Raw genomic sequence first — 23,165 nt, forward strand, 5'->3', positions numbered from 1 at the left:
ATGATGAAAGCTACAACCAGTGGGGGATATCTGGTGGTGCCGACAACTTTTTAGACTTTCTAGAAAAAGAACTAAAGCCCTATATAAAGGCAAACTATCGCACCAATAACTACGCAATTATCTCAGGGCATTCATTAAGCGCCCTTTTTACCGTGTACGCATTGCAAGAGAGGCCTGAACTGTTTCAAGCTTACTTCGCATTCAGCCCAAGTTTGTGGTGGCACGAAGAAGTGATATTTCCAGAGGCAAAAGCGTTCTATGCGTCAGATAGCGACCTTAACAAATATCTATATATAAATATGGGTAACGAAGATGGGAACATGCTAAGCGCATACGAACGTTACGTTGAACTACTAAATAGCAGCGAACGAAAAGGGTTTACCTTTGATACCGAACTGGATACATCTGAAAGCCACAACACGACTGCGCTTGCAGGTATGAGCTTGGCGCTTCAAAAACAGCTTAATTCGTTACGCCCAACAGGTGCGATAATACAAGAAGGCATTCCTGCGGTAGAGCAATACTATAAAGACCTTTCTGCAAAATACGCTTTTGAAGCAAAGCCAGAATATAAAGCCGTAAACCACGCGGGTTATGCGGCGCTAAACAAACAAGACTTTGACTCTGCCATTGCGATTTTTAAGAAAAATATAGCTCGCTTCCCTAACAAATCTGATGCCTACGACAGCCTAGCAGACGGCTATGAAGCTAACGGCGAATTAGGCATGGCGCTTGAAATGAGAGAAAAAGCGCTAGCAATGAGCTATAAAGAAAATGTTGAAAATGGTGCTTTTAAAACGCGGTTGGCTAACTTGCGAAAGAAGATTGCGGAAGGTGAAGAATCAAAAGAAGCTAACCTTTTAAAATCGGGGCTGGCTGAACGCATTCGAATTGAAGGGCAAGAGGTTGATTACCAATCTTTAGAGCAAAGACAAGCGCATTATGACGTACCTGGTGTGTCTGTCGCGTTTATGAGAAATGGGCAACTAGCTTGGACCATGCAAAGCGGCGTTAAAGATTTGACCACTGAATTGGCTGTTGATGAAAACACGGTGTTCCAAGCAGGCAGTATTTCTAAACCCGCATTTGCCGCAGTATTGATGAAATATCGCCAAGATAACTCGCTAGATTTAGACGCAGATGTTAATACCTTACTCACCAGCTGGCAGTTGCCTGAACATGAATGGACTGGGCAAGATGTTGTTTCATTGCGCAGATTATTAAGCCACACGGCGGGTACCACAGTACATGGCTTTCCTGGTTACGCGGCGGGCGAACCCGTGCCTACTTTGCAGCAGGTGCTAGAAGGTGCATTTCCCGCCAACACCGATGCCGTTGTTGTTGATATTCAACCAGGTACGCAAATGCGTTATTCAGGTGGCGGCACAACGCTTGCTCAACTTACCTTGCAAGACGAAGCTAACGAGCCCCTGCCGACTATGTCGCAACGGCTTTTGTTTAAACCATTAGGCATGACGCGTTCTGGCTTCGACCAGCCCATATCGAAAAAACTATCTAACAATATGGCTACCCCGTACGACGGTGACGGTGCGCCAATTAAAGGTGGTGCGCATACTTACGCTACGCTTGCAGCTGCTGGCATGTGGAGTACCCCTTCAGACATGCTGAAAATGGCAAGCGGCGTTCGTAGCGCGTATTTAGGGCAGAAAACCGACTGGATTTCGCAAGCCAGCGCGCAGGAGATGTTAACCAACAATACGCCAAGCATTGAGCCGCCTAATGTTGGTATCGGCTTTTTTATCAATATGAGTGACGATGGAGAAGTTCTGGGCTTTGGTCACGGTGGCGCAGATGCTGGGTTTATGTCGCAGCTATACCTTGAACTAGATACCGGCAACGGCTACGCCATTATGACGAACGGCAATAACGGCAGGCAGTTGATAAGCGAGCTAGAAATACGCCTAAAAGAAGCGCTAAGCGTAGGTTACTCGGAAGCTGAGGTTAGGAAGTTAGTACCCATAAGCCCAAAGGAACTGAGTAAATACATTGGAACCTACGTGGTAACTAACCCTGTGAGTGTTGATGTGGTGCTAGAAAAAACAGCCAATGGATTTGTGCTTAATGCCTTACCTTATGTTGAAAATGAAGAGTATTTTCATGAAGGTGAAGGGCTATTTTTTGCCAAGAATGGCAGTAGTGTTCGGTTTGAGATGGATGAAAAGAACGGGCTGGTTGAGGCACTTGTGATGGATGGGAATATTCGGGGTGTTAGGGACTAGTAAGCGGTAAAGCTAAGTGTTCTCAGAATGTGAGTTTTTTACCGCACTGGTATAAATAGAGTAATTCTACTTGGTCGGAATGCGGCGAATATTCCCGATCAATTTTTGAAACCCTTCATTTAATAGTCAAGCCCTTTCAATGAAGTAGAGTTTAAACTCGACCGTAAGTGTAAAACTATTTAACCCGCTTCTCACTCTAATATCATCGAATTCGATGGCATTAGAATAAGCGCTAAAGCCTTAAAATGAATTAGTCTCGACTTAATCTGACACTTCTTCTTGAAAAGATGAGAGTTACCCGTTTTGATAAAGGTGTCGAATCTTTAATCAAAACAAAATAGGTAACTCTCATGTTGCATACTAACAATCCAATCATTAAACACAAAGCAGGTTTGCTTAATCTCGCAGAAGAACTCGGAAATGTATCAAGAGCGTGTAAAGTTATGGGCGTTTCTCGCGATACTTTTTACCGTTATCAAGAACTTGTTGAAGACGGTGGAATTGACTCGTTAATCGATAAAAGTCGCAGAACTCCAAATCTTAAAAACCGCGTTGATGAAGTGACAGAACAAGCTGTCATTGATTACGCTATCGAGTTTCCAGCTCACGGCCAACACAGAACCAGCAACGAGCTTAGGAAGAGAAGTATTTTTGTGTCTGGTAGTGGCGTTAGATCCATTTGGCTTCGTCATGACTTGGAGAACTTTAAAAAGCGGCTTAAAGCGTTAGAAGATAAAGTCGCTAATGACGGCATAATCCTCACAGATTCACAGGTTGCTGCGTTAGAGAAAAAGAAGAATGATGACGAAGCTTGCGGAGAGATAGAAACCCTTCACCCAGGTTACTTAGGCTCGCAAGATACGTTTTATGTGGGAAACTTGAAAGGTGTTGGTCGTATCTATCAGCAAACCTTCATCGATACTTACAGCAAGGTGGCCTTCGCCAAACTGTATACCACCAAAACGCCGATAACCGCTGCTGACGCTCTCAATGACAAGGTGCTGCCTTACTTCGAACAGCATGACTTACCAATGCTCAGAATACTTACCGATCGCGGTACAGAATATTGTGGGAAGGTAGAGCACCATGATTACCAGCTTTACCTTGCGATAAACGATATCGACCACACGAAAACTAAAGCAATGTCTCCGCAAACGAACGGAATCTGCGAGCGCTTCCACAAAACGATATTGAATGAGTTCTACCAAGTTACGTTCCGTAAGAAACTATATGCGTCGCTAGAAGAGCTTCAAAAAGATCTGGACGTGTGGATGGATTACTACAACAATGAAAGGACTCATCAGGGCAAAATGTGCTGTGGCAGAACGCCACTGGAAACATTAATCGATGGGAAACGGACTTGGGCTGAGAAGAATCTAGTGTGATTACCAAGGGAACTTGACGGTCTAACTACCAAGCGATTTTGACGCTTTGAAATTAGCATCGGTTTGAGGCTATGACAATAGACTTTTCTCCGTAGTCGTGGCTAGGTAGCGTTCAATCTCTGCCGCAGTTGCCTGAATAGACATTCCTGTATTGTCTAAATGGAATGTTTTTACCTTTGGTATATCAGTTGAAAAATCAAATTTATCTAGATAATTGTCAAGGTACTCTTTCGACTGAATCTTGTTGGTGTTTTTCCGTCTTTCGTCGATAACTCTGCATACGTGCTCATCGTAAGTACAAGATAATCTTATGAAATTAGGGCTAATGTCGTTTCGCTCTAACATTTCAAGCAGGCCGTTAATGAAATAGTTACTAGCGGGGTGAACATAGCAAAACGTAAACACCAATCCATTGGTGTTGTTATCGATCAGCGTTTGGAAGGCTTCAATGCATGTCTGACGCTGATATGCCTCAAAGCCATCATTACCGAATCCGATCACTGCACACGAAATGTCAAAGGCCAAATGCTGTGGAAACAATCGCCAGTTTTTTCTTTTTGCCAGTTCCCTAGCAACACTTTCCTTACCTACTCCAGATGGACCATATATCATCGTAAATTTCAAAACATGTGCGCCTTCAGGATCATTAAAATTAACAACCCTAAAGTAACTGTATATAAATACAGTTTCAAGTCCGATTTTCAACATCCTGATTACTTTACAGATGATTTGTCTATTCTCAGCGCCATAGTGTTCATCTTTTCCCTTAGCCAGATATTGCGGACTCCGCTAGCATGTATCGTGACGTTCCGCTCAGATTTGAGCAGTCGTGACACTTGCACTTGACCAAGATGTGGATTGGCTAGCGAGAACTCAATTACGATTTGCTCGGTAGCTTTGTCAGTACGATTCTTATGATGTAGGCTCTGAGGTTCTTGGCGCTTTAACGCGTCGGCACCACCTTCTTTCACAAGGTTTCGGTGTCGGTAGATAGTATCGCGAGATACGCCGCTCAGTCGAGACGCCTCTGCTACATTGCCAAGCTTGTCTGCCAACGCCAGTACATCAAGCTTTTTCTGTATATCAATGTCTTCTGAGTGCGTCGTATAGGATTTGTCTAGCGGCGCTTTCGTTGGCTCTATCACTGGTGATACCGTTAGTTTTCTACCTGCGAAGTAGACATCAAACTGCTTGCCGATCACGTTTCTGATTTCGATTTTCTGATGGGCAATTGAGTGTTTTATGGGTGACTCAATAAAGTAAAATTGCCCTTTGTAAGTGAAGGTATGATCGTTGCGGATTTTGCGGTGCACTTTGGTTATACAGATATCATCAAGGTTGACGTGATTGGGTATCGGTTGATATTCAGAATCCGTCGTAGATGGCTTTACGGTCATTTTTTTATGCCAGACCTGCGGGATAAAGACATGCTGAAGGTACGCATTGGCCGCTGCCATATCAGTGATATTGCGCATTCTAAACTCAGGGACGAGCCTATCTTGCAAGGTATCGAACGCCCGTTCTATTCGCCCTTTACCCTGTGGTGAGCTGGCGAAGATAATTTCGATACCCAGCTCTTCACATGCCCGCTGTACTTGAGAGAAGTTGCAACGTTTAGGTCCACCGAATATTCCTGCGCGATCAACATACAAAGTTTTAAATACGCCTTTTTTCTCCACCACCGAGCGCAGTAGCTTCAAACAGCCAGCGGTTGTTTCGGCATGAAAAAACTCGGCAAACAACTGGCTGTTGGCATCGTCAATCATGGCAATCAAACAGGTCTTTTGGGTGCCAAACCACCGATGTGTGCTGCCATCCATTTGCAACATTAATCCCACGCTTTCCATACGCTCTCTACGCTTGTGTACACGGCCACGTCTGCGTTTAGCACGTTTCACATGATGAATATCATGCGCCCACTTACGCAGAGTTTCACGCTTTACTTCAATGTGTTCGTTGGCTTGCAACAACTCTCCCAAGTGAAGCAGATTGACATCGTAATATTTCTCTCGGATAAGTGATTGAACTTGCTGCTTCAATGAATTTGGTGTTTTGTTGACTGGTTCGTTACCTGTATTGCCATGAACCACAAAACGAATACCGACTTCACGATACCGCTTCAAGTAACGCTCAATGGTACGTCTGGATTTATTCAGGAGTTTGACGGCATTAGCAATGGTTATCTTGCGCTCAGCAACCTTGGCAATAACGTCTACAGTCAATTGCGCTTTGGAATTTAACATGATCATCCTCAGCGTCTCTCCTATGCAAAAAACAAAGAAGAAACACGGTTAAAAGATAACCGTCAAATTCCCTTGGTAATTAGTGAATGCGACAAAATCGCGTGGTAATTAAAGACCGACAGAATCGCTTGGTGTTAACAGCTGAGAAGAATCTAGCTCAAATCTAAACTGACAGCGACACCTGAAAAAACGGGTAACTGTCAGATCAAGTCTGAGCTAGTACACTTAAAATAACAATTCATTAAAAAATTATAAATGATGAGACACTAAAACCTATAAATAAGGATTGTTAACTGTTCAGTATCACGAGCAATAGTTGGCATGCAGGTTTGTGTCAGAACGAGTAAGTTATCATTATGATTATTCAAACAACCTACGACTATTTCAATATTATTCGTAGGTTGTTAACTCTCTAAAATTCAAGCTTTACCTACTTATTCATTCGCTTTGCTCTTACCCATCGAAAAATTGTAAACGCTACAGCTGCGCATAACGCCCAAAATAGTATGTGGTAAAAATTATGATGGGCGCCTTCCCCTAAAAACGTATCAGTATGCGCATTTGCAGTATTCGCAAAAAAGAAAAAAGCGCTAAGTAATATGCAATGTAATCTCATGATTTAATTCCTCAATATTAATGTTAAGTCTTACAAGCTCAGCATGCCTTCCTTTTCGATAAACGAAATTATGTCTGCAAGGCCCTGCTGAGTTTTCATGTTGCTAAATATAAACGGTTTGTCTCCACGCATTTTTTTGGTGTCTGCATCCATTACCTCTAGCGATGCACCGACTAGGTTGGCTACGTCTATCTTATTAATGATTAATAAATCCGATTTTGTAATACCCGGCCCACCTTTTCGTGGAATTTTATCGCCTGCAGAAACATCAATAACATAAATGGTTAGGTCAGAAAGTTCAGGGCTGAAAGTAGCACTAAGGTTATCTCCACCGCTTTCTACTAATACAAAATCGAGATCATTATGACGTGCCTGTAACTCATCTATAGCCGCTAGATTCATTGAGGCATCTTCGCGAATAGCCGTGTGTGGACAGCCACCCGTCTCAACCCCTATTATTCGATCCGCGGCCAATGCGTCATTTTTCGTTAAAAATTCGGCATCTTCTCTGGTGTAAATATCATTCGTAACAACCGCCATGTTGTACTTGTCTCGTAACGAAAGACAAAGCTGACGAAGAAGGGCTGTTTTACCTGAACCAACTGGTCCTCCCACACCTATACGCAAAACTTGTTTTTTCATAATTTGTGTATCTCTTCTGGTTTATCTTTTTAATTTAATTTCGTTTCGGGCTTACGACCTGAACAACCGTGAATATTGACTTTCATGCCACGCGCTTGCCATCGCTAAGTGGGGTAGGCTATTACCTATATCGTTGTCACTCACATGATTTGCTCGAGTAATTAGCGCTTCGCAATTATTGCTTAACCTAAACAAAAGGTTCTGCGCTTGAGTCTGCCCCAGCGGCACTAGCTTAGTCGCAGCGGCGACTTGGTTATCTATATAAGTCCAGCAGTAGCCACTTTGGGCAGATAAAAGGTCTAAATTGAAAGTGAAAGCGCACAACGAATATGCGCTTACGAAACTACAATCTAATCCGTCAAGAAGGTCAGAATAGGGAGTGATATTGAAATCATCTAGTTGATTCATTAGGCGTATTAACGCCTTCCCCATAGCTAAATCAGACAGCAATAACTCATGACTCTCTCTACACGCGACAATATGCTCATTCCAATAGATTAATGCCTTCGTATCACCGGCGTTAAGCGCCTGATACAGACGATTGATTATAGGAAGATCGGTCTGAGCGATAGACTCTGCCAAATTCACTTCTATCCAGCTTTCAGTACTCGCGCTGTCGGTAAGCCAACCATTTTCAGTGGCGAACTCTAAGCCTTGTGAAAATGAAAAACCGCCCACCGGTAGATTAGCGCTGCATAACTGTAATAGTCGCTGAAGTTGTAATGGACTAGTTTGAGGAGCCAGCTTCATTTAATCCTCATGAGAGTGGCTATGACCATGATTGTGGCCTGATTTTCCATAAGCTCCACTCTCAGGCTCAAACACAGCAGGTGTTTTATTGATACTTAACCCGTAGTTTTCAGCAAGCTCTTCTAAAACATGATCGGGCTTAAAGCGTACCCACCGCTCACCAATTTGTAATGATGTATGGCGATTGCCCAAGTGATAACAAATTTTCGAGAAGCTCAGCCAATCATCTGCAATGGCGGTAGCCACATCTTCGGCTTTGCCTTTTACAACAATAAATTTACCGCATTCAGTTTTCAGTATTTCTCCAACAAGAAGTGGGTGTCCTCGTTCTAAAAATACGCCAATATCTATGCCCGTGTCTGTGGTACTTTTAATCCGCGCTTTCTTTCGGGTGTCATGGTCAAGGGTAATAGAATCATCAATATTCCCATGAATATGCGATAGACGTGTGTAAGCTAGTAACATTTATTTATTCCTTTAAAACAGACAGTACAGCTGTGCCAGTGGCAGTGTCGTTACTGGTTCACATGTGAGTAACTCCCCGTTCGCACGCACCTCATAGGTTTGAGCATCCACTTCAATAGTAGGTTGCCAACTATTATGGATCATGTCGTCTTTGCCTATGTTACGTGTATTTTTGCAAGCGCTTACCATACGTGTCAAACCAATTTTATCTGGTACCCCAGCATCTAAAGAAGCTTGAGACATAAATGTCATTGAAGTATTGGCAGGCGCCTGCCCATGTGCACCAAACATAGGTCTGTAGTAGACGGGTTGAGGCGTGGGTATTGACGCATTCGCATCGCCCATGGGGGCTGCCGCAATAAACCCTGACTTAATTATCATCGCGGGCTTGATACCGAAAAATGCAGGTTTCCAAAGCACTAAATCTGCGAGCTTCCCTATTTCGATAGAACCAACTTCATGGCTAATGCCGTGGCTAATTGCCGGATTAATTGTATATTTCGCAACATAACGCTTTAAACGAAAGTTATCATTTCGTTCAGTATCCGGCGCTAGGGGGCCACGTTGCTGCTTCATTTTATGTGCAGTTTGCCAAGTACGAGTAATCATTTCACCAACACGCCCCATCGCTTGGGAATCTGAGGCAATCATACTGATAGCACCCAAGTCATGCATGATATCTTCAGCCGCAATGCTTTCTTTTCGGATACGAGAGTCTGCAAACGCGATATCTTCTGGTATAGCCGGGTCTAAGTGATGGCAAACCATTAACATATCAAGATGTTCATCTATGGTATTGATTGTGTAAGGGCGCGTAGGATTAGTGGAAGAAGGTAATACGTTTGACTCGCCACAGGCGCGGATAATATCGGGAGAATGACCGCCACCTGCCCCCTCCGTGTGATAAGTATGTATGGTGCGCCCTTTAAACGCACCTAACGTATCTTCAACAAAACCAGACTCATTGAGTGTATCAGTATGAATTGCTATTTGAACGTCATACCGCTCCGCTACTGATAAACAATTATCGATAGAAGCTGGGGTAGTCCCCCAATCTTCATGCAGTTTTAAGCCACATACGCCTGCTTCAATTTGCTCTTCTAACGCAATAGGTAAACTCGTATTCCCCTTTCCTAAGAAGCCAAAATTCATAGGAAAATCATTAGTAGCTTGAAGCATTTTATGAGTATTCCAAGGTCCTGGGGTACAAGTGGTAGCGTTACTACCTGTAGCAGGCCCCGTTCCACCACCAATCATCGTAGTCACACCCGACATTAGCGCTTCGTCTATTTGTTGTGGGCATATAAAATGAATGTGCGCATCTATACCACCGGCCGTAACTATCTGACCTTCACCTGCAATTATTTCTGTGCCGGGTCCGATTTCAATATCAATATTGTCTTGAACATCTGGGTTACCAGCTTTACCAATAATAGCAATACGGCCATCTTTGATACCAATATCAGCTTTAATAATTCCCCAATGGTCCAGAATAACTACGTTCGTGATTACAAGGTCTGGCGTATCAAAACAGCTTGCTTGGCTTTGCCCCATACCGTCCCGAATTACTTTTCCACCACCAAATTTCACTTCTTCACCATACTCGGTAAAGTCTTTTTCCACTTCAAGCCATAAGTCCGTATCCCCTAAGCGAACGCGATCGCCAATTGTGGGCCCAAACATATGTGCATATGAATGTTTATCGATAGTTGCCATTAGCTCAATACCCCTTGTACTTTACCTTGAAATCCAATGACCGTACGGCTGCCTTGATAAGGGATCAAAGTTACCTCGCGCTCTTGCCCCGGCTCAAATCGGATAGCAGTACTTGAGGTAATGTCTAAACGGTAGCCTTTGGTGGCTTCCCGATCGAACTTAAGCGCATTGTTCACTTCATAAAAATGATAATGAGAACCTACTTGTATTGGACGATCGCCCGCGTTAGCCACTTTAATCTTAATACGAGGTCTACCCACATTCAGCTCGCGATCGCCTGAGTCTGTTTTTATTTCTCCGGGAATCATTTACCTATGCTCCTGTTAAATATTTAGACTTTTAAATAATAGGGTTGTGAATAGTGACGAGCTTTGTGCCATCTGGAAATGTGGCCTCTACCTGAACTTCTGGAATAAGCTCACTTACTCCTTCCATTACTTGCTCTTTGGTGAGTAGAGTGCGGCCATAGTCCATCATTTCTGCAACGGTTTTACCGTCTCGCGCGCCCTCAATTATTTCCATCGATATATAGGCCATTGCTTCAGGGTAATTAAGTTTAACGCCCCGCTTTAGTCGCCTTTCAGCTAACAAAGCCGCAGTAAAGATTAATAACTTATCTCGCTCTCTGGGTAATAAATCCATTCTAAGCTACCTTTTCATTCTATTTTTAAGTAAGCCAAATACGAGGAACATTAGCTTCTTTTTGGATGTAAATTGGCCTGATTGTTTTCCAAATACTGGTGAATATGGCTTTGCACTCTTCAGCATGGTCGCCTAGGTATCGCACTACTAATAGGTCTCTTATGTAAGTCACGCTCACTTTCTGGCTAGGTTTGTCGATGCCATCTGTATGTGCAATTTGTTCTCTTAAGCGATCTACCAACTGACTTTTCTCATTTACATTTATGCGTACTTTCGGCGCATGGGCCAACATAGTGGCAAAAACGGAGTGGTTATTGAGCCCCGCTACGTGTGCACAAACATTGTTATTTGGTGTCAGATTAATTCGGTCATGAAAATTAAGTTTACCGTCGATAAACACTCGATTTAGCTGAGTAAACCGGCCTTTCTTAAATGGCTGACCAGCAGCGGGTAACCCTAAGCAACTTATATCCCAGCCAATATAATGTGCTTGTGAACTCAACTTTAAGTCCAACTGGTTAATTGCGTCTGCGCCTTCATAAACGATAGTTTCGAGTGGAAAGTTTTCACAAATACCCTTGCCCAACACGTTAATGTTGCTTATTTGTGTTTGCTTACTGTCGCCGATTGCTAAATTGGTTCTTGCTCGGTAAAAACGATTGGCGCCTGGCGTTGTAATAAGCGCATGCGCTGAATCTTGAATACAAATTTCAATGTTGAGTTCATCACCCGAAACAATGCCTGCAGGAGGGTGAAGCAAGTAAACATGCGCACAATCTTTACCTTCAGGGTAAAATGCCTTTTGCACATTTAAAGGCCCGCGACGGCTAGTTTTAACTAGCTGAGACACATTGCTTTTTATGGCAAATTCTAGGAATAAGCTAGCCAACCACTTATTTTTGAGACCTTTGAATGCACTGGCCTTATTTACAGAACTTGATGCACCCGATAATTTTTCATACGCAAACTCTTGTTTCATATCATCCATTTCAATACATAAGCTATACGGCTAAATACTTACTAACAAGTTCGTCGTTTAAATCCGGCATATCACCTGTAGCAATTACCTGACCTTTTTCCATCAATGCAAAAGTTTCACCCACCGCTCTTGCGAAGGGAAGCTTTTGCTCTACTAACACAATGGTTAGCCCTTGCTCTTTATTTAGCTTTAACAACACATCCCTAATGAGCTGGACAATATTTGGTTGGATACCTTCGTTAGGTTCATCCAATATCAAAATATCAGGGTTTAACACCAACGCTCGAGCTATCGCTAACTGTTGTTGTTGTCCGCCCGACAAGTCCCCCCCTCGTCTGTGCAACATTTCCTTTAACACAGGGAAGAGTTCAAATATATGCTCAGGTATGGTCTTACTAGTTTGCCTTTTGCAGTTTAAACTTATCTTCAAATTTTCTTCAACGGTTAGCTGAGGAAAAATATGTCGCCCCTGGGGTACATAGCCTACACCTATCTCTGGTCGCGACTCTACCGAGGCTTTAGACATATCTTTATTGTTAATCGTGAGCTTGCCACCGCTTATTGGCAACAGCCCCATAATGACGTTTAGCAACGTAGTTTTGCCAACACCATTTCGGCCCATAATTACAGTTCGAGAACCCTTTTCTATTTTCAGGTTCGCATCCCAAAGAATTTGAGTACCGCTATATTGTTGATCAATATTCTGTAGTTCTATCATAATGTTAATGCCTTCGCATAGGTTTGATAATGCTTAATGATCAGTTTCTTCGCCTAAATATACTCGAATAACTTCTGGGTTCGACTGGATATCATTCATGGTACCTTCCGCAAGTACAGAGCCTTGATGCAGCACAGTAACTTGGCGAGCAATTGAGCGAACAAACGCCATATCATGCTCGACTACCACCACTGAGCGTTCGCCCGCTAATGATGTTAGAAGTTCAGCGGTGCGTTCCGTTTCTTGCCCCGTCATGCCTGCTACTGGCTCATCAACTAATAGCAATTTGGGATCGGCAGCCAATAACATACCTATTTCAAGCCATTGCTTTTGCCCATGGGACAATCGGCCTGCGGGATAATAGGCTTCATTTACTAACCCTATAGTTCGCAGAATGTTATCAATGCTGTCTTTTTGCTCTGGGGAAAGTTTATGAAACAAAGATGCCCAAATACCTTTGTCACCAGCCAAACTCAACTCTATATTCTCAAATACACTTAAGGCTTCAAACACGGTAGGCTTTTGAAATTTACGCCCAATACCTGCCAACGCGATTTCAGACTCATCCATACCAAGTAAGTCTATATTCTGTCCGAAATTAACTTTGCCCGAATCAGGCCGCGTCTTCCCTGTAATAACATCCATTAACGTGGTTTTGCCCGCACCGTTCGCCCCTATCAGGCATCGTAATTCACCTTTGTTGATATAGAGGTTCAAGTTGTTAAGCGCCTTAAAACCATCAAAACTTAGGTTTACATCTTCAACGTATAGAATTACACCATGGCGCGTATCTGGGTGCTTGCCAACTAGCTGCGGAGCTTTATTAGCAAATTGAGGACTCTTAGTAGTTTGAGTAGTCATCATTCTAATTCCTTTTTACTACCTACATGGTAGGGTGCTTCTTCTTTTGACGTTGTAGGCCCACTATTAAACATTGATAGTTTGTCGAAGATATTAGGTAGCAAACCGGCTATACCCTTTGGAAGTAACAGCGTGACCAATACAAATAGGCCTCCGAGAGCGAAAAGCCAAGCTTCTGGCATAATAGCGGTGAATCGGGTTTTCGCGTAACTCACTACAATAGCTCCGATGATCGCACCATAAAGAGTGCAGCGTCCGCCAATCGCAACCCACACCACCATTTCTATTGAGTTGAGCGGAGAAAACTCACCAGGATTTATAATGCCAACTTGCGGAACATAAAGGGCACCAGCTAAACCGGCTAGCATTGCAGATACAACGAATATCCATACTTTATAATGCTCTGGCTTATATCCTACGAAACGAACGCGGCTTTCTGCATCTCGCGTAGCGGTAATAACTCTTCCCATTTTTGAAGAAACTATAAAGTGACTAATGGCGTAACCAATTGCTAATGCAATAGCTGTAGCAACAAATAACGCAAGTTTGGTACTGGGGTTTTGCAAAGAGAAACTAAATATTTCTTTAAAATCGGTTAGTCCATTATTGCCACCAAATCCCATTTCATTTCTAAAAAAGGCCAACATCAACGCGTATGTCATTGCTTGAGTCATAATAGATAGATACACCCCACTTACTCGCGATCTAAATGCCAGTGTTCCAAAAATAAAGGCAAGCAACCCAGGCCCTAGAAACACCATCACAACCATCCAAATTGCACTGCTACTTCCCGCCCAAAACCAAGGAATTTCCGTCCAATTTAGAAAAACCATGAAATCTGGAAGGTCGGGATTACCATAAACACCTCTGTCACCAATTTGGCGCATAAGATACATGCCCATGGCGTACCCACCGAGTGTAAAAAAGGCTCCGTGCCCTAAGCTAAGCACGCCACAGTAACCCCATACTAGGTCTACGGCTAAGGCCAAAAGTGCATAGCACAAATACTTTCCTAAAAGACTTACTGTGTAGTCACTAACGTGTAACAAAGCACCGTCAGCGAAAACCAGATTACAAAAAGTTACGTAAGCCGTTGATAGAAATAAGACGCTCACCACTACATGAAGGTTGCTTAGCGCTTTAAACTTCTCTTGAAAAACGTTTGATAAAATAGTCATTAGTCTGCGCTCCTACCCTTTTGTGGGAATAAGCCTTTCGGACGTTTTTGGATAAACAATACCAAGCCTACCAGCACGATAATATTTGCCAGCACAGACCCCGTAATAGGTTCAAGAAATTTATTAATTGTACCGAGTGACATAGCCGCAACTAACGTTCCCCACAAGTTGCCTACTCCACCAAATACAACGACTAAAAATGAATCGATAATGTAGGCCTGACCTAGGTTTGGTCCGACGTTGGTCAATTGACTAAGCACTACACCCGCTACACCCGCAATACCCGAACCTAAACCAAAGGTAGCAGCATCTACCCAGTCACTTTTTATACTAAGCGCGCGTGCCATGTCCCTGTTTTGTGATACAGCGCGAACGTGCAAACCTAATGATGATTTTTTAAGGATTAACATCAGTGTAAAAAACACAACGAGCGAAAATATAATGATGTATAGCCGATTGTAGGTTAACGAAAAGACGGGATTTATAACCCAAGATCCCGTCATCCATTCAGGCGCCTGCACCTGTCTATTAAGTGGAGAAAAAACCGTACGCACTAATTGCTGAAGTATTAAAGATACGCCGAACGTAGCTAATAATGTCTCTAACGGGCGCCCTTTTAAGAAGCGAATTACGCCTCGCTCAATTAATACCCCCACAAACCCCGAAACTAAAAAGGCAGCGGGAATAGCCATTAATAGCGAATATTCGATAAGGGACGGAAAAGTAATTTGTATGACATATGTAGTATAAGCGCCCAGCATAATCATTTCGCCGTGCGCCATGTTAATTACACCCATCACGCCAAAAGTAATTGCTAAGCCAATTGCAGCTAACAATAATACTGAGCCTAAACTTAATCCAAAAAATACATTTTCAATAAATCCGTAGCGGCTGCGCTTTGCGTCTATATTTTTAATGACTTCATTGAGCGCCGCAGCTAGTTCTGCTTCTTGCGCATTGCGCTGACTTTGTGGCAATTCCCTTAATATATTTACCATGGTATTTCGCACTTCAGGCTGCAGACTACTTTCTAAATCACTAACAGCAACTAGTTTGGCTTGATGCTCACCCGTTTTTAGCTGGTTTAATGAAAGCACCACATTCATTAATTCTGACACTTCTGGGTCTTCTTCTTTATCAAGCCGTAGCGTGATAGCGTCTAACCCCATCGTGGACGGATTGTCGAGTAACTGCTTTACGGCTTGTAGACGTACATCCTTATTAGGGGAATTTAAGTCTAGTACAGCGATAGCACTTCGGATTAAACCCCGCAGTCGGTTGTTTGTGCTTACCTTTCTAATTTTCGACTTTTTAACCGATGCGAGTTCTGAGTCATGCAATACATCAGTTAGTTCGTACTCTTTACCTACCTTTATAGCGGCAACAAGCAGCCTATTTGATTTGATATAGTACAAGTCACCGTTCAACACTAGTGACAATATTTCTCGGGTTTTTGGGTGAGGAACTTGGCTAATTTCTGTTACCAAAGATTCCATTTGGTTCAACTTCGCGCTTGGCAATTTAGCTGCGAGTGAATAAAGTGCAGCGTCATTCTCATTGCTAGGTTGAACGGTCTGAACATCTGCTGTTTGTGCATATACAGGTACTTTACACAAGCATATTAAGCAGATGAATAACCAACTAACCCACCGGGTGTGCGTTCGAATCATCTTATATTCCTCTTATACAAAGCTTAATGCACAACGTTTAAGCCGCTTCTAGATGCTCTTGTACTAACAGTGGTAAATACACTCTATTTAAAGTACGTTTGGGATTCAGGCTCTTAACATCATGGAGGCTGGCTACTTGTATGTCAGTAGCCAGGTTTACCCATTCTTTAAACCTTCTAACCCGAGCATTTACCTGTCGTCACATCAAAATTTCCGCAACGAAGTGGTGCAGTCCAGTCCGACATGAGGTTTTTTGAACTCGGTAGAAAGTCTGACCACGCATCACCAATCACTGTATCTGGTGTTTCCCAAACCACTTCAAATTGACCATCTTCTTGAATTTCGCCAATTAGCACGGGCTTCGATAGGTGATGGTTTGCATTCATAACTGCAATGCTTCCTGTGAGATTTGGCACTGCGATACCGATCATCGCTTGCTCTACTTCGTCTACATCTGTAGTGCCTGCTTTTTCTACCGCTTTTGCCCACATTTTGAAGCCAATATAAGTTGCTTCCATTGGGTCATTCGTTACACGTTCATCATCACCAATGTAGCGTTGCCAACCTTCGATAAATTCATCATTTTCATCTGATTCAACACTTTGGAAGTAATTCCAAGCAGCAAGATGTCCAACAAGAGGCGCTGCATCAAAGCCCGAAAGCTCTTCTTCACCTACAGAGAATGCCACCACTGGAATATCTTCTGCAGAAATGCCTTGGTTGCCTAATTCTTTGTAAAATGGAATGTTCGCATCGCCGTTAATTGTAGAAACCACAGCAGTCTTCTTGCCTGTTGAGCCGAACTTTTTGATCTCAGAAACAATACCTTGCCAGTCAGAATGACCAAATGGGGTGTAGTTAATAAGAATGTCTTCGTCTTTAACGCCTTTCGCATTCAGATACTCTTTTAATATCTTGTTTGTCGTGCGTGGGTATACATAATCAGTTCCTGCTAGAACCCAACGAGTAGCACCGATATCATTCATTAAATAATCTACCGCTGGTATAGCTTGCTGGTTAGGCGCTGCGCCTGTGTAGAACACATTCTTCGAAGACTCTTCCCCTTCGTATTGCACAGGGTAGAACAACAAGCCGTTGAGCTCTTCAATTACGGGCAATACGGATTTTCTTGACACTGACGTCCAGCAACCGAAAATCACATCGACCTTTTCCTGTGCCAGTAACTCCCGAGTTTTTTCTGCAAACAGCGGCCAGTTTGACGCGGGGTCAACTACCACAGCTTCTAGCTTTTTACCCAGGATACCGCCCGCTTTATTCTGTTCTTCAATCATCATCAACACTGTGTCTTTCAATGTTGTTTCTGATATTGCCATGGTGCCCGACAGCGAATGTAGTACACCTACTTTAATAGTATCTGCCGCTAACACGATTTGAGAGCAAAATGTACTAACTATAATTGTGCTGGCGAGGGCGATCTTTTTAAATTTCATTTGAGTATTCCTTTTATCAATGTGATTGAATTAGCTTAGAAAGTAACTAGTGCTTTAAGGGCCATAAGGTCTACATCTACCCCATTTTGTTCACCCATTCGGTATTCAAATACCACCCATAGGTTTTTGGTAAAGGTATAGCTTGGTGCAATCGTGATAGCGCTGCCATCTTCTACTTCTGCGCCACTTGCATCATCGATTGCATAGTCGTGATAACGTAAAGTAATAGCAAAATCGTTCATTGCGTAATTGCCCATGATTAAGTAACCAGAGGCTTCTGAATCGATGCCATAGCGATAGGCATAAGCTGGAGCGTTTTCTGAAGTGTTATATTCAACGGCAAGGGTGAGAGAGCCTTCTATATACGCGGCCCACAAATTTACCAGTGTGGTAGTTTCATCTGTTCCGTCGAGCTTGTCGCTTGAATAAAAAGCTTTTGCAATTGTGGCTTCAGTGGGCGTAACTGCTAACATTGCTTCAAACGCAGGATGATCTGTATCCCTGTTCTCACCTTCTAAGTCCCCTAAATCGTTAACCAATGACAAGGCAACTTGGTAGCCATTTCCCTTGTAAAAACCTGAAACTCCCTGCTGATAACCACCGTAAAAGTATGCGGCATAGCCAGTTCCTGAGTACTGATAGAGACCCGTTGGTTCTTCCGTTTCCCAACCTGTATAACTAAGAAAACGTCCTGCTTTTACACTAAAATTTTCTGATACTGCGTAGGAAATAAAAGCTTGTTCAATGTCGACTTCCTCTCCAGTTCCGTTGTCTTGGTATTCCAAGTCAACTTGCGCTGAAAACTTACTGTCAAAACTATAAAGAAAATCTATTTCGAATTGATCTAAACCGGATGACTGTTCGGTGCCAACTCCTTCAACGTCAACTGACGACCACGACATATCAATAAAGCCAGTAACCGAAAGACTGTCAGTTAATTTAAATTTATCGTCCGCGTGCGCCGTACCTGTGAGACTCAAAGCGATAAATCCAACGGCCGCGGCCGGTTTTAATGTTTGGGCTAGTTTCATTTGCATTCCTTTATTAAAGTAATCAGCACATGGTCAGTGAGCTCTATTTATTGTGTTTATTTCCAACACGTTCATTATGAGTTTTGAATGCAATGAAAAGAATGCGCAAAAGCACGCAACCACCTACGTATAAATACGCATGGTTAAGTGGTTTAACTTATGTAAGATGGGAAGATCTAAACAACGAAAGTTCGTTGATAAATAATGTATTTCTTTGTAATAACTCAAAAAAACGTAGCACTTTAAAATGCAATCTAATCAAAAAATAATTCCGACCCGACGCAGTTACAATAAACTTGTTGCGAATGAAATGATGGAAGATTTCGCTTTGCGTTTTACCGCGAAGAAAGCTCGAAAGTGGTCTTTGAATAAGGTTGCAGGAACTGCCCTCGGGATTGTTTCTTTTCTCGTACTAGAAGCTATTGGTGGTGCCGCCACAATTAATTTTGGGTTCATTAACGTGGCATGGGCGATATTGTCTGTGGTGCTTGTTGTATTTTTGACCGGCACGCCTATCAGTTACTACGCGGCAAAATACGGCGTTGATATCGACCTATTAACCAGAGGGGCCGGATTTGGTTACATAGGCTCTACTATAACCTCACTGATTTACGCCTCTTTTACGTTCATTTTTTTCGCACTTGAAGCCGCTATCATGGCGATGGCCTTGCACATCCTATTTGGCATATCTTTAGCAATCGGGTATGTGATTAGTGCATTGCTAGTACTTCCATTAGTTACGCATGGGATTAGTTATATAAGCCGATTCCAGGTTTGGTCTCAGCCTATTTGGGTAATACTTCAATTAGTGCCTCTCCTTTTCGTGTTTCAACACCCTGACAGTAACTTCAAAGACTGGATTGCTTTTACTGGAATTGGCGAAAATGAAACCGAGGCACGCAATTTCAACTTACTTTTATTCGGAAGTGCATCCGCTATATTGCTTTCCCTAGTTGCGCAAATTGGTGAGCAGGTAGACTTTCTGAGATTTTTACCGGAAAGACCCAAAGCTGGCAGGTTTAAATGGTGGTTAGCTTTGATAGCTGCTGGCCCTGGATGGATTTTTTTTGGCGCATTAAAATTATTTTTAGGGTCTTTTCTAGCGTACTTTGCACTTACTCAAGGTGTGGATATTGACTTGGCAGATGACCCGGCACACATGTATAACCTAGCTTTTAGCTTAGTTTTTGATAACCCAACTATAAGCCTTATCGTTGCCTGTAGCTTTGTGGTTATTTCTCAGTTAAAAATTAACGTCGCCAATGCGTATGCAGGCTCGTTAGCATGGTCTAACTTTTTCTCTCGTGTAACTCGCACTCATCCCGGTCGAGTGATATGGACCGTGTTCAATGTAGTCATCGCACTATTGCTAATGGAGTTAGGTATATACCAAACGATAGAGACCATGTTATCCGTTTATTCTGTATTGGTATTGTCATGGCTAAGTTCTGTTGTAGCTGACTTAATAATAAATAAGCCGCTAGGCATTAGCCCCAAGCACATTGAATTTAAACGTTCTCACTTATACGACATTAATCCTGTGGGAATTGGCGCAATGTTCATATCTTCTTTCATCGGTATAACGGGCCATTACGGCTGGTATGGTGAAACAATTCAAGCTCTTGCCTCTTACCTTGCCTTTTTCTTACCTTTTATCTTAGTTCCTGTCATTGGAAAACTCACCGGTGGTAAATACTATTTGGTTGATAATAAAGTAGCTATTACACAAACCAGCTGTGTATGTTGCATTTGTGAAAATGAATTTGAGCAAGAGGATATTACTTTTTGTCCAGCATATAGTGGGGTCATCTGCTCGCTGTGCTGTTCATTAGATGTGAAGTGTGGAGATATCTGTAGGCCAGAAGCTACGCTCTTTGCACAATCACAGATATTTTTTCATCGTTTTTTAAGTATCGACCTTCTTAAAGCCTTAACGACCCCTATGTCACAGTTTATAGCGCTAACATTTGCGCTAAGTTGTGTTAGCGCCAGTATTCTATATTTAGTTTACCTTCAAGTACCTTCTACCTCAGGTGCAAATGTCCTTTTTGCAGATATGCTAATTAAGATATTTTTCTTGCTCTCTATCATTGTTGGCATACTAAGTTGGCTATTTGTTTTAGCAAGAAACGCTAACAAAATAGCCCTTAAAGAACTTCGTTCCCAAGCGTCAGCTTTGGCCGATGAAATAGGAGCCCACGAAGTAACGTCCATTGCGCTTGAAAAAGCAAAGAATGCTGCTGAGGCTGCAAATGAAGCCAAGAGCCGATATTTAGCGGGACTAAGCCATGAGCTGCGAACGCCATTAAATGTGATGCTAGGTTATTCACAGCTATTAGGTAAAGATGTTAGTTTAAGTGAAAAACAACGAGACACTATGGGCATCATGCGAAGAAATGGGGAGCATCTTGCCAATTTGATTGAAGGACTGTTGGAAATATCAAAAATAGAAGCTGGCCGCCTAACACTTCACCGAGATGAATTTAATATTAGAGCTATATTGAAACAACTCATCGATATGTTTGAATTGCAGGCAAGTAACAAAGGTCTCAATTTTCACACTAACATCAGTACAAAGCTTCCCGATGTAGTGGTTGGTGATAAGCAAAGACTTAGGCAAATATTGATTAATTTGATCTCTAACGCCATCAAATATACAGAGGCCGGTCATGTTAAATTCGATGTTCAGTATAGAAATGAAGTCGCGATTTTTGTCGTTGTAGATACAGGATCAGGTATAAGCGAAGCGTATAAAGAAACTATTTTTCAGCCCTTTGAGCAAATTAGAAACACCCATACACAGGCGATTGGTGGCACTGGGTTAGGATTAACGATATCTCGCTCTTTAACCGAATTAATGGGCGGTGAACTTAGCTTCAAAAGTTTACTAGGGAAAGGTTCAACCTTTACTTTGCGCTTAATGCTTCCACGCATTACTCAAAATCAAACCACGCCGGAAAATCATAGCCAACATGTTTGCGCATACTCAGGCACGCGTAAAACTATACTGGTGATAGACAATGAGCCTCATCAACAGCAGTTGCTTAAAGATGTATTAACTCCACTTGGTTTTATTGTGTTGCTAGCGGAAAATGAGAAAAAAGCGTTTTCTCAATTAGAAAGTCACCACATCGACTTAATTACACTAGATGTAAAACTGTCTAAGGCAAGTGGATGGGATCTGCTGTCCACACTACGGATGGATAATTGGTTAATGCCCGTACTCATGGTATCGGCAAACGCTCGTGAGTTAGAGCAATATACGGCTCACACAAAATTGCATAACGGGTATATTTCAAAGCCGTTCAATTTGGACAATTTATTCAATCAGATTGGGCAGTTGTTAGCACTTAATTGGGAATATTCTCCCGATAAAACCGAAAGCATAACGCAGATAGAAAAGCAGCAACGAACGCCCGTTACATCTGACCACTACAGGGAATTGATCACACTAGCTGAAATTGGGTATTTATCTGGGTTTAATAGCAAACTAACGGAAATAGAAACCCATCATTATTTTTCCCCTGATGTAGAATCAAATATAAAGCAACATATTTCCCAATGTAACTTTCCAGAAATAATCAGATATTTAGGTGAGTGTATTCATGAATAATATCAGTGATGTCGTGCTAGTTGTCGATGACTCCCCCGAGTCTTTGGGGATGCTAAATGTTGCGTTAAATACCCAAGGCTTTACTGCTCTGGTAGCGTTAAATGGAGTACAAGCATTAGCCATTGTAGAGAAAGTAAAACCTGATGTAATACTTTTGGATGCCGTTATGCCCGAGATGGACGGCTTTGAAACCTGCAAGAAGCTGAAAGAAGCACTCCCCAATACACCTATAATTTTTATGACAGGCCTTACCGAAATCGATGATGTGGTTAAAGGTTTCGACGCTGGCGGTATCGATTACGTAACAAAGCCCATTGCCCCCGATGAGGTCATCGCTCGAATTAAAACTCATATTCAAACTGCAAAGATAGCCTTGAGCGCCCAAAGTGCACTAGATAGCACAGGTAGTAACACTTTTTGTGTAAGCTCAGAAGGCCGGTTATCCTGGGCTACGCCTAACGTTCATCAATTTATCGAAAAGATATGTGGTGAGGATACTAGCCCTTGGGCAAGCATTTCGAAAGAACTGGCTCCATGGCTTCAAAGTGAAAATTTAGAAGAATCGTCGATATTAACAATACATAGTTTCTCATCGCCACTGCAAATAAAGTATCTAGGTGTACAAGCACCGCACCATCTATTTAAAATAGTAGAGCCACCCACCAGTAAAACCCACCTTTGCTTGCAGGAAAAGTTACCGATTACTAAGCGAGAGTCTGAAGTGCTGTATTGGATTTCTTTTGGTAAAACGAGTTGGGAAATATCTCAAATTCTCGACATGAGCCCACGTACCGCAAATAAACACCTTGAGCAGATTTATAAAAAGCTGGGCGTTGATAACAAAACATCGGCCGCAGCAATCGCGCTTAGGCTACTAGAGCGTTCGTGATTTAGTATCCATAGGCTTTAACCCATATTCTGTAGCCCTCCTTTCTAACTAAACGCCGTAAACGTAGAACCATTAA

19 protein-coding genes are annotated in these 23,165 nt (G+C 42.5%); 4 read left to right on the forward strand and 15 right to left on the reverse strand.

All coding sequences use genetic code 11. The features are described from left to right. A partial coding sequence (locus JC525_RS19805) for a serine hydrolase (protein WP_233094891.1) occupies positions 1–2,240 on the forward strand: 2,240 nt, incomplete at its 5' end. 350 nt (positions 2,241–2,590) lie between these two features. After that, on the forward strand, positions 2,591–3,625 hold the full coding sequence (locus JC525_RS01845; protein ID WP_198813914.1) for an IS481 family transposase: 1,035 nt from the start codon (positions 2,591–2,593) through the stop codon (positions 3,623–3,625). A 69-nt stretch (positions 3,626–3,694) separates the two neighbouring features. On the opposite strand, the gene JC525_RS01850 is transcribed toward JC525_RS01845, so the two are convergent. The 15 genes from JC525_RS01850 to JC525_RS01920 form a co-directional block, all read right to left on the reverse strand. Beyond that, positions 3,695–4,249, reverse strand: coding sequence for an AAA family ATPase (locus JC525_RS01850; protein WP_233094894.1), 555 nt, complete (start codon positions 4,247–4,249; stop codon positions 3,695–3,697). 89 nt (positions 4,250–4,338) lie between these two features. Beyond that, complete coding sequence (locus JC525_RS01855; protein WP_198813915.1) at positions 4,339–5,874, reverse strand: ISNCY family transposase; 1,536 nt, start codon at positions 5,872–5,874, stop codon at positions 4,339–4,341. Positions 5,875–6,514: 640 nt separating this feature from the next. Further along, positions 6,515–7,126, reverse strand: a complete 612-nt coding sequence (gene ureG / locus JC525_RS01860; RefSeq protein WP_012519279.1) for an urease accessory protein UreG — start codon at positions 7,124–7,126, stop codon at positions 6,515–6,517. Between the two features lie 51 nt (positions 7,127–7,177). Further along, on the reverse strand, positions 7,178–7,876 hold the full coding sequence (locus JC525_RS01865) for an urease accessory protein UreF (RefSeq protein WP_198813916.1): 699 nt from the start codon (positions 7,874–7,876) through the stop codon (positions 7,178–7,180). Beyond that, positions 7,877–8,341: an urease accessory protein UreE gene (ureE, locus tag JC525_RS01870; RefSeq protein ID WP_012519281.1), complete on the reverse strand. Its 465-nt coding sequence runs from the start codon at positions 8,339–8,341 to the stop codon at positions 7,877–7,879. It lies immediately after the preceding gene. A gap of 12 nt (positions 8,342–8,353) precedes the next feature. After that, positions 8,354–10,057 (reverse strand): urease subunit alpha, encoded by a 1,704-nt coding sequence (ureC, locus tag JC525_RS01875; protein WP_012519282.1) that lies wholly within the window; start codon positions 10,055–10,057, stop codon positions 8,354–8,356. Further along, positions 10,057–10,365, reverse strand: coding sequence for an urease subunit beta (locus JC525_RS01880; RefSeq protein WP_012519283.1), 309 nt, complete (start codon positions 10,363–10,365; stop codon positions 10,057–10,059). The genes ureC and JC525_RS01880 overlap by 1 nt, the downstream gene beginning before the upstream one ends. Before the next feature lie 31 nt (positions 10,366–10,396). Then, on the reverse strand, positions 10,397–10,699 hold the full coding sequence (locus JC525_RS01885) for an urease subunit gamma (protein ID WP_012519284.1): 303 nt from the start codon (positions 10,697–10,699) through the stop codon (positions 10,397–10,399). A 25-nt stretch (positions 10,700–10,724) separates the two neighbouring features. After that, complete coding sequence (locus tag JC525_RS01890) at positions 10,725–11,687, reverse strand: urease accessory protein UreD (protein ID WP_020744079.1); 963 nt, start codon at positions 11,685–11,687, stop codon at positions 10,725–10,727. A gap of 13 nt (positions 11,688–11,700) precedes the next feature. Further along, entirely contained in the window at positions 11,701–12,396 is a 696-nt protein-coding gene (gene urtE / locus JC525_RS01895; RefSeq protein WP_012519286.1) for an urea ABC transporter ATP-binding subunit UrtE, read from the reverse strand. 33 nt (positions 12,397–12,429) lie between these two features. Continuing rightward, complete coding sequence (gene urtD, locus JC525_RS01900) at positions 12,430–13,257, reverse strand: urea ABC transporter ATP-binding protein UrtD (protein WP_012519287.1); 828 nt, start codon at positions 13,255–13,257, stop codon at positions 12,430–12,432. Further along, the gene (urtC, locus tag JC525_RS01905; RefSeq protein ID WP_020744080.1) at positions 13,257–14,435 is read right to left on the reverse strand and encodes an urea ABC transporter permease subunit UrtC; all 1,179 of its coding nucleotides are present in this window, start codon (positions 14,433–14,435) and stop codon (positions 13,257–13,259) included. Before urtC ends, urtD begins: the two co-directional genes overlap by 1 nt. Further along, positions 14,435–16,105, reverse strand: a complete 1,671-nt coding sequence (gene urtB / locus JC525_RS01910; RefSeq protein ID WP_198813917.1) for an urea ABC transporter permease subunit UrtB — start codon at positions 16,103–16,105, stop codon at positions 14,435–14,437. Before urtB ends, urtC begins: the two co-directional genes overlap by 1 nt. A 176-nt stretch (positions 16,106–16,281) precedes the next feature. Next, the gene (gene urtA / locus JC525_RS01915; protein ID WP_020744081.1) at positions 16,282–17,556 is read right to left on the reverse strand and encodes an urea ABC transporter substrate-binding protein; all 1,275 of its coding nucleotides are present in this window, start codon (positions 17,554–17,556) and stop codon (positions 16,282–16,284) included. A gap of 35 nt (positions 17,557–17,591) precedes the next feature. Next, positions 17,592–18,587 carry an outer membrane beta-barrel protein gene (locus JC525_RS01920; RefSeq protein ID WP_198813918.1) on the reverse strand — a complete coding sequence of 332 codons (996 nt, stop codon included), beginning with the start codon at positions 18,585–18,587 and terminating at the stop codon, positions 17,592–17,594. Positions 18,588–18,834: 247 nt separating this feature from the next. Between JC525_RS01920 and JC525_RS01925 the strand changes: the two genes are divergently transcribed. Both JC525_RS01925 and JC525_RS01930 read left to right on the forward strand, forming a co-directional pair. Next, positions 18,835–22,200: a hybrid sensor histidine kinase/response regulator gene (locus JC525_RS01925; protein ID WP_061095670.1), complete on the forward strand. Its 3,366-nt coding sequence runs from the start codon at positions 18,835–18,837 to the stop codon at positions 22,198–22,200. Then, on the forward strand, positions 22,193–23,089 hold the full coding sequence (locus tag JC525_RS01930) for a response regulator transcription factor (protein ID WP_012519293.1): 897 nt from the start codon (positions 22,193–22,195) through the stop codon (positions 23,087–23,089). Before JC525_RS01925 ends, JC525_RS01930 begins: the two co-directional genes overlap by 8 nt. Positions 23,090–23,165: the final 76 nt, after the last annotated feature.

Origin of the sequence: Alteromonas sp. IB21, from assembly GCF_016405965.1 — a bacterium.
GTDB lineage: Bacteria > Pseudomonadota > Gammaproteobacteria > Enterobacterales > Alteromonadaceae > Alteromonas.

Coding starts and splice junctions, on each gene's coding strand:
- JC525_RS01845 (WP_198813914.1), top strand. CDS start 2,591: ATGTTGCATACTAACAATCCAATCATTAAACACAAAGCAGGTTTGCTT.
- JC525_RS01855 (WP_198813915.1), bottom strand. CDS start 5,874: ATGATCATGTTAAATTCCAAAGCGCAATTGACTGTAGACGTTATTGCC.
- ureG (WP_012519279.1), bottom strand. CDS start 7,126: ATGAAAAAACAAGTTTTGCGTATAGGTGTGGGAGGACCAGTTGGTTCA.
- JC525_RS01865 (WP_198813916.1), bottom strand. CDS start 7,876: ATGAAGCTGGCTCCTCAAACTAGTCCATTACAACTTCAGCGACTATTA.
- ureE (WP_012519281.1), bottom strand. CDS start 8,341: ATGTTACTAGCTTACACACGTCTATCGCATATTCATGGGAATATTGAT.
- ureC (WP_012519282.1), bottom strand. CDS start 10,057: ATGGCAACTATCGATAAACATTCATATGCACATATGTTTGGGCCCACA.
- JC525_RS01880 (WP_012519283.1), bottom strand. CDS start 10,365: ATGATTCCCGGAGAAATAAAAACAGACTCAGGCGATCGCGAGCTGAAT.
- JC525_RS01885 (WP_012519284.1), bottom strand. CDS start 10,699: ATGGATTTATTACCCAGAGAGCGAGATAAGTTATTAATCTTTACTGCG.
- JC525_RS01890 (WP_020744079.1), bottom strand. CDS start 11,687: ATGGATGATATGAAACAAGAGTTTGCGTATGAAAAATTATCGGGTGCA.
- urtE (WP_012519286.1), bottom strand. CDS start 12,396: ATGATAGAACTACAGAATATTGATCAACAATATAGCGGTACTCAAATT.
- urtD (WP_012519287.1), bottom strand. CDS start 13,257: ATGACTACTCAAACTACTAAGAGTCCTCAATTTGCTAATAAAGCTCCG.
- urtC (WP_020744080.1), bottom strand. CDS start 14,435: ATGACTATTTTATCAAACGTTTTTCAAGAGAAGTTTAAAGCGCTAAGC.
- urtB (WP_198813917.1), bottom strand. CDS start 16,105: ATGATTCGAACGCACACCCGGTGGGTTAGTTGGTTATTCATCTGCTTA.
- urtA (WP_020744081.1), bottom strand. CDS start 17,556: ATGAAATTTAAAAAGATCGCCCTCGCCAGCACAATTATAGTTAGTACA.
- JC525_RS01920 (WP_198813918.1), bottom strand. CDS start 18,587: ATGAAACTAGCCCAAACATTAAAACCGGCCGCGGCCGTTGGATTTATC.
- JC525_RS01925 (WP_061095670.1), top strand. CDS start 18,835: ATGCAATCTAATCAAAAAATAATTCCGACCCGACGCAGTTACAATAAA.
- JC525_RS01930 (WP_012519293.1), top strand. CDS start 22,193: ATGAATAATATCAGTGATGTCGTGCTAGTTGTCGATGACTCCCCCGAG.